The organism is Paracidovorax anthurii (genome assembly GCF_003269065.1).
GTDB classification, from domain to species: domain Bacteria; phylum Pseudomonadota; class Gammaproteobacteria; order Burkholderiales; family Burkholderiaceae_C; genus Paracidovorax; species Paracidovorax anthurii.
In genome coordinates, this window is record NZ_QLTA01000041.1 from 42,737 (window position 1) to 49,275 (window position 6,539).

The window sequence follows — 6,539 nt, forward strand, 5'->3', positions numbered from 1 at the left end:
AGTGGATGTTCTGTATATCGGTTCTCGGCAGATCCTGTGAACTCTGGCGATGCTGGCCAAGGGCAATCGGTTGCGGGCAGCCACTCAACTTCACACTCCAGCAACGACAAACAGCGCTTGAAATGCCTGACCGGCGTCAATCGGCTCAAAACAAGACAAGCTGCGACTGCCACACTTGCTTCTGCGACCTCGCCGGCTTGCCACTCTGAAATACTCCGAAGAGTGACTTGGCGACGCTCATATCAATCGCTGTCGCAGGACACTCCACGCTGACCTCCCTCAGTAAATCGAGCAGAACAGAGGGACTGGACTTCAGCGAGAAGCGCTTTTGCTGTGTGAGCTTGGTGCCAACAGCAATGCTCATCGCGATGGTCTGCTGCGCCTTTGGCATTGCAGAGCGCAAACGACGCTCAAGGGGAGCGTCAGCCTGATAACCTGCAGCGGTAGCGAATGCAAAAAGGGTGCGAAAAACTCCGTCCAGGCTGAGATCTTTCATAAATTGCCCGAGTGCATTCATCTCATTCCGTGAGGGAAGAATCCAAGCGGACTCACCCCTCGCAAAACGCTCTTGATCGTCCATCCGTAGATCTATGAGCTGCGCAACAAAAAGTTCAGCGTCTGTGGCAGCGAAACGATAGTCAAGCGTCGGCCAGGGATAACCGCAGTCGCACAAACAGAGATCAGGCCGAGTCCACTTCAGCGGCACAGTACACGCAGGACACCTATCGATCAACAAACGCTGATGCCGGACACATGCCACAGTCAATGTGAAATCCCATGCTGCCCGACCGTAGCCAAATTCATGAACACAGTTGGGACACACCCGAGGATGCGAGCGATTCAGGAAGTAGCTCCTTCCCAGCTTGTGCCCCGAGTAGGTAGCGCCTTCAACGCGTTTATCGCCATCAGCAGCCTCCAGCGCATAGGCCAATCGCTGCACGCTCGCACCGAACCAGTGAGCGAGTTGGGGCGCATCTTGGGCGTACAGAGTCTGAAAGCGCGAGCAGCCGAGCATTGACTTGACGCGAGCAAGACCGCCCAAGCCGTTTCTTGCAGCCAACCTCAGCACATAGCCCTGCCCGGACTCTCCGGGCCAGATTTCGTCCTGAAACGGAAGAGGTTGCTGAGCGCAATCCAGTGGTAGCTGCAACATACTCATGATTCGACCTCTGCTTCGCTCTTGGCCCGCCGCTCAGCGCGTATCAACCTCAAAGCATCAGCTACGGCCAGCCTACGCCTCGGATTGAGTTTCCATTGCCACGGAGCCCGAAACGCGACGTCTTTATCTACTTTGAGCGTAGCGTCCTGCCTAAAGCAGCTCGCGTCTAGGACCCAGAACTTTTCTTGCTTCAGCAATTCGTGTCGGCGTCTCACATTGGCTTCGAAACGCACCGTTGCAAGCCGGACGCGTTCATCGATCAAGAAGTGGTACCTGGGTACGATGCTCGCATCGATACGGCGGGTGCCAGTACTGGACCACCACGGAGCGAACAGGGACTTGAGTTTGCGCTGCAACACGCGGTCATAGCTCCCGTCGTTCGCCATCGGCGACGTTAGACTCATCCCACAGACCGCGCACTCGGACAATACTGAGGCTGACTGACCGATCAAACGCGTCCGATGCACCAAGAACACTTGGCCGCATACATCGCACCGCTCACACAGCGGGCTCTGATGCACCCAACACTCACGGATGCCATCCAGGCGCCAGTACCACCGCAGATAGGGCATCTGATCTTCTGCAAAGCATGTGGGACACCATCTGTATGCTGGCTTGTTGTCCACGAATCGCAAACGACATACGAGCTTGCCGGTCTGTGACATAGCCCCAAGCAGGGCCATTTCCCCATGAATGTGCATGAGATCAGGGAAAGTGACCAATCTCACGATGCGCTGCCAAACCTCGGCATCCATAGCGCGATCCCAGTCCCCTCCGTATGGCCGATAACCCAGTACTCGTCCGATCACCTGAAATGAGTACTGGTGGTCACTGCAAAGACGCTGAATCCACGAGGCGCAACTCTCCCCCGCTAAAGGCGGCTTTGCAGCCCATAGACGAAACATATCGTTGAGAGGTTTCGTACCGGTATCGGCAGTGAAGCTCATGATTGCCTGCGCTGGAAAGGGTCACTCGCCTCAGACACATCCCCTTTTGCGTCCCGCAACCCCTTGGATAAAGATTCCAGGGTGACGATCTTTTCAGGCTGGGTGGCTGCATGCATACAGGCGTACATCAGCAGACGCTTGAGCATACGCATGTTGCCCCCGGTCGCCACATGAAGCGCTCGACATGCCGTGGTGTTTACGATACTGAGGTCCACTGCTTGCACCGCCTGCGCAAAGGCAGCCAGAAGTTGCCGCCACTGATCGTCAAAAGCAAAAGGGTGAATCACATAGGAGGCCGATGCCCTGCTCACAAACTGAGGATTGATTACTGTCAGTCGCTCCAGCACGCGGGTTCCAGCCCCAATGACCGGAAAGTTGAAGATGTCCATTCGAACCTTCAACCAATCGGTAGCCGCCCTGGCTGTGATGTCCTTGTGCCCCTCGCACACATGCTGCATCTCATCGATCAGGAGGGCCGCAGCACGGCGGCGCTCCAGCCCAACGCTGACCATATGATTGAGTGCCACCAGTGTTGGGCGTGAGGGCAGCGCCGGGTACCCCAAGGCGAGGGCCATCGCCGACGCGATCCCGCGCTGATCCACGGCATCGTCTAGCGCAACCTGAAGACAGTTGCCTTCCAGCTGTGACGTCTTAGAGAATTCACGGTTTATCAGGTCGAGTAACAGCGTCTTCCCCATACCAGGCTCAGCAAGGATCAGAATCCCGCTGGGAGTACGCAACGTTCGCATGGTGTGAATCAGGTCTCTGCAAGCATCCCGAATGCGTCTGAAGACCTGATGATCCACCACCACGTTCAACACCTGTTCACCGACCTTGAGGGTCTCTGGAGATCGTGGCCCCGAGTACTTGTTCATGTCGTCACTCATGGTCATTCGTCCTCCAGAGAAAAAGCCGGAAATGGCATGACCTTGGGCAACGCTTGTTGCATCGCGGGACTGACGAGCATCGTGGGCTCCTGAGAAGAAGGGAGGAGTGGACTAGAAGGGGTGACCGGCACAGAGGTCAGTCCCTGCATGCGGATGAGCTTGGCGTCTTTGCGAACGCGAAGCCCACGGGTTGCTGCTTGCTCCCAGCTATCGCGAAGACGCCAGATGGCCTTTTCCATCTCCTCGTATGCGTTTGCGCGGGTCAGCTTCTTTTTGGCCTCCTCGCGCACGATCTGCAGTTGGACCAGCGACAAGCCACAACCGTCATTGAACAGAGGTCGCTGCAGGGGCACATTCAGCCATGACTGCGCCTTGGGAAGATTCACGAAGATGCTGCTGAGGTCATCGGGATTGAACCGGATCTCTGTGCGGAAATTCTCTTGCTTCAGCCGCCGGTAGTCTTGCAGCTCCTCCGAATTGAAGCGCAGGTACTTGAAGAACACACCCTCGCCGTCCACCGTTCGGTGTGCATTGAGACCACAGAGGATGTCCAGCCCCGACAACTGCTCGGGGAACATCGCAGGTGGGCAGGACTGACGATCCTCCTCCCACAAGTCCCAGGACCTGCAGAGTGTCTTGGGATTGATGCTCAGGGGGTAGGTTTGAGAGGCCCACTGGATGAGGCACGTGCACAAGTCATCAAAGATGATTGCGGCCGTCTTGGAGGGATCTGGGGCTATCGCATTGGGAATGATGGTGTGTACACGGCCGTGGCCTGGTAGTACCCGATTTGATTCCTTGATTGCCCGCTCGATTGCTGGTTTGAACCATGGCTGCCGGACCGGATTGAAGAGCATGTCGCAGCGCAGTTCCCAGCCAATCCGCTTGAACTGCAGCGAGTGAAACTCCAGGCCGTTGTCCACCACCACGAGTTCAGGAACGCCCATCGCGGTCCACCGCAGAGGGTGTTCATCAAGCGCCTCCACAAATTCTTCCTTGGGAAGAATCGCAAACTTGAGCGCTCTGGCGACGGTGCCTGCAGACGGCCCGTAAAAACTCACGTACAGACCGAGCAAGTAGCCTGAGTAGCGATCAATGAGGAGTGTGATCCAAGGTCGCCCCAGCGGAACACCCGTTCTCGGATCAATGACCCACAGGTCCAGCAAGGTGTGGTCGACCTCCACCCGTTCCATGATGCGCGTGCACATGTCGCCATGGAGGCTATAGCGCCAATGATTCTTGGCGTAGGCTGCCCCAATGCGTTTGCGGTCGCGGATGTAGGGAGGTATGTCTGCCACCCTCCGATCCAGCGTCCGCTCCGAGGGTGCTGTCAGATCCGTTCCATGCTGGCGGTTATGCTGCGTGACAGCCCGCTTGATTTCTCCATGCACCGCTCTGACCGAGGGGCCACGCAGTGACAAATAGCTCTTGGCCAAGACCTGGTTGACGATCTCGTCCACCGCTTCCGAAATGCGCTTTGGCCGCGCGATGAGTGCGCGGCGATCAGCAAGCACGTAGGCATTGCGATCGGCATGAAGGTACTTGCGCAACCAGAGCTCGACCGTGGCGCCAGAGGGGCACTTTTGGCGAGGTGCAGATGCATCGCCGTTGCGCACAGCGTCCATGAGCTGGGCCCATGTCTGCTCAGCAACTGCTGCGCACTGACCGCGCGCATAGCTGCGGCAAGGCAGGTTCAACACCGCGCTCACGAACCGCATCCGAAAGTCGATGAGCTCCAGCTGCTTTGGGCTCCAGGTGACAGGCAGCGCGTGCCCTGACGGCGGAAGGCCAGGTTGAGCTGCTGGTATGGATGACGGCTTGAGCTTCCCCTCGTAGATGTCCTTCAAAAGACGGAACACCTTGAAAGTGCACACCTCGAAAGTGTCCAGGTACTTGAACTGAACGCGCCCATCACCCAGGTCACGCTCAAACTCCAGCTGCCGATCACCGTGCCTCAATACCAAACCACGACTTAAAGTAATCATGGTTGTCTCCTTCCACAGGATCGACGAAAACGGCTTGCTCAGCATCGACCGTGAAGTCCACGGGGACGCGGCATTTGTGCCTAGCAACTAGATTCCAGACAAGTGGCTCGGAAAGGCCCTGGGATACCAGTGTCTTGACGGAGGAATTGCCATCACAAACGCGGCGCATGGTCTGCAGGCATTCCATAGCCTCCTCGTCTGTAAAGCGCAACCGCCCATACCGCATCAATAGAAGCGCGCGGGCAGCGAGCGCTTGGCTGTCGATCAGCGTGTCAGTGATGACCAGAAAGCGCTGCCCGTCTGCGCGCAGCAGCAGTTCTGCAAGCTTGAGCTTTTCTTCATGTTTTTGAAGAAACACCTCCGGCTTGACTTCAACGATGACGCTTCCGCCGTCGCTAAAGACGACTTTGAAATCGGGGGTGTAGCGCTCTGGTTTGTCGCCCCCTGACAGAGGCAGGTTGAGCGGCTGGTGGATGATGTCTTTGACGACAGGGCAGGCTAGAGCAGCAATCACAAAGCGCCGCTCAAGGTGCGATTCGTGCTCGACGGGGTGATTGAGCAGCCACGCTGCGTTGATGACGCCGACTTCTCTATGCGGCGCGCGTTTGACGACTTTTCTGGTCACGGTGACTCCTACAAGGGGGGTGTGGTTGGCCGCACACGCAACAAAAAAGTCGCGCGCGCAGCTTGACGTCATCGCAGCTGCAGGAGTAGATTCACACCAAGGGGACTCAATCCTTAGGTGGCGCTACTCGTTGCCGGCGATGCCGATCATTCCGAAGGGGGTGGTCGGTTTTTGCTTTCTGGGGGTGTTTTCTCCTTTTGAGACGTGTATTGGTCGATCAAGACCTGCGCGTTGGTCGGCTATTCGACGCCAGGCTTTATGCCAAGAGCTACTGCAATTTGATGTGATTGCCCACGGAGGCACTTTCTTTTTCCAGCGAGCACCATCCGTGTCAGTTCGACGCTGAACCCGCGCGCCCTAGCCCATTCGGCCACAGTCACGCCCTTTGCTTTAAACATGGCCCGAGCCCCCTCTTCGGTCAGGAGAGACTTGTGGTCGTGATCTGGGAACGAGGCTGCAGCGCCCGGTTGGATCACTAGATGAGCAGTTGACATGTGCCGTAATAGCTAAAAAACACCCGCATTGTTTTGGTTTGTTGCGGCGCTGCATAGTCCCTGAGAAAATGCATAGATCACGATTTATTCGACGTACTTGCTGATGAATCAAAACCCTGCCGTCTCGTCTAAGAACGTGTTTACGATCTTCTGAGTAGCAGAGCCAGAAACGCCAAGTGGACGAACTGTAAGCTGGTGTTGAGCCATCGCTCACAGTTCTTCCATAGCCGCCGGTTCTTGTCCAGCCAAGCAAAGCTGCGCTCAACCACCCAGCGCTTGGGCATGACCTTGAAGGTGTGCAACTCGCTTCTCTTGGCGATCTGCACCGTCACATGCTCACCCAGGATGTCCTTGACGCCTTGCGCGAAGGGCTCGCCTGTGTAACCGCTGTCCGTCAGCACACTTTGCACCCGCCCCAGCGAGCGCTTGCAGCGCTTGAAGG

7 protein-coding genes are annotated in these 6,539 nt (G+C 56.9%); all 7 read right to left on the reverse strand.

Annotated features, from left to right (window positions below):
* Positions 1-145: 145 nt before the first annotated feature.
* Complete coding sequence (locus AX018_RS17790) at positions 146-1,159, reverse strand: TniQ family protein (protein WP_111879966.1); 1,014 nt, start codon at positions 1,157-1,159, stop codon at positions 146-148.
* Positions 1,156-2,106 (reverse strand): TniQ family protein, encoded by a 951-nt coding sequence (locus AX018_RS26025; RefSeq protein ID WP_111879968.1) that lies wholly within the window; start codon positions 2,104-2,106, stop codon positions 1,156-1,158. The genes AX018_RS17790 and AX018_RS26025 overlap by 4 nt, the downstream gene beginning before the upstream one ends.
* Positions 2,103-2,993, reverse strand: a complete 891-nt coding sequence (locus AX018_RS17800) for an ATP-binding protein (RefSeq protein WP_170146291.1) — start codon at positions 2,991-2,993, stop codon at positions 2,103-2,105. Before AX018_RS17800 ends, AX018_RS26025 begins: the two co-directional genes overlap by 4 nt.
* A 2-nt stretch (positions 2,994-2,995) precedes the next feature.
* A complete protein-coding gene (locus AX018_RS17805) occupies positions 2,996-5,023 on the reverse strand; it encodes a TnsB C-terminal domain-containing protein (protein WP_111879974.1) in 2,028 nt (675 codons plus the stop codon).
* On the reverse strand, positions 4,938-5,603 hold the full coding sequence (locus tag AX018_RS17810) for a TnsA endonuclease N-terminal domain-containing protein (RefSeq protein WP_170146293.1): 666 nt from the start codon (positions 5,601-5,603) through the stop codon (positions 4,938-4,940). The genes AX018_RS17805 and AX018_RS17810 overlap by 86 nt, the downstream gene beginning before the upstream one ends.
* A gap of 239 nt (positions 5,604-5,842) precedes the next feature.
* On the reverse strand, positions 5,843-6,097 hold the full coding sequence (locus tag AX018_RS25940; RefSeq protein ID WP_111879980.1) for a DNA-binding protein: 255 nt from the start codon (positions 6,095-6,097) through the stop codon (positions 5,843-5,845).
* Between the two features lie 140 nt (positions 6,098-6,237).
* Positions 6,238-6,539, reverse strand: a 302-nt coding sequence (locus AX018_RS17820) for a transposase (RefSeq protein ID WP_146749357.1), incomplete at its 5' end; no start/stop codon positions are given.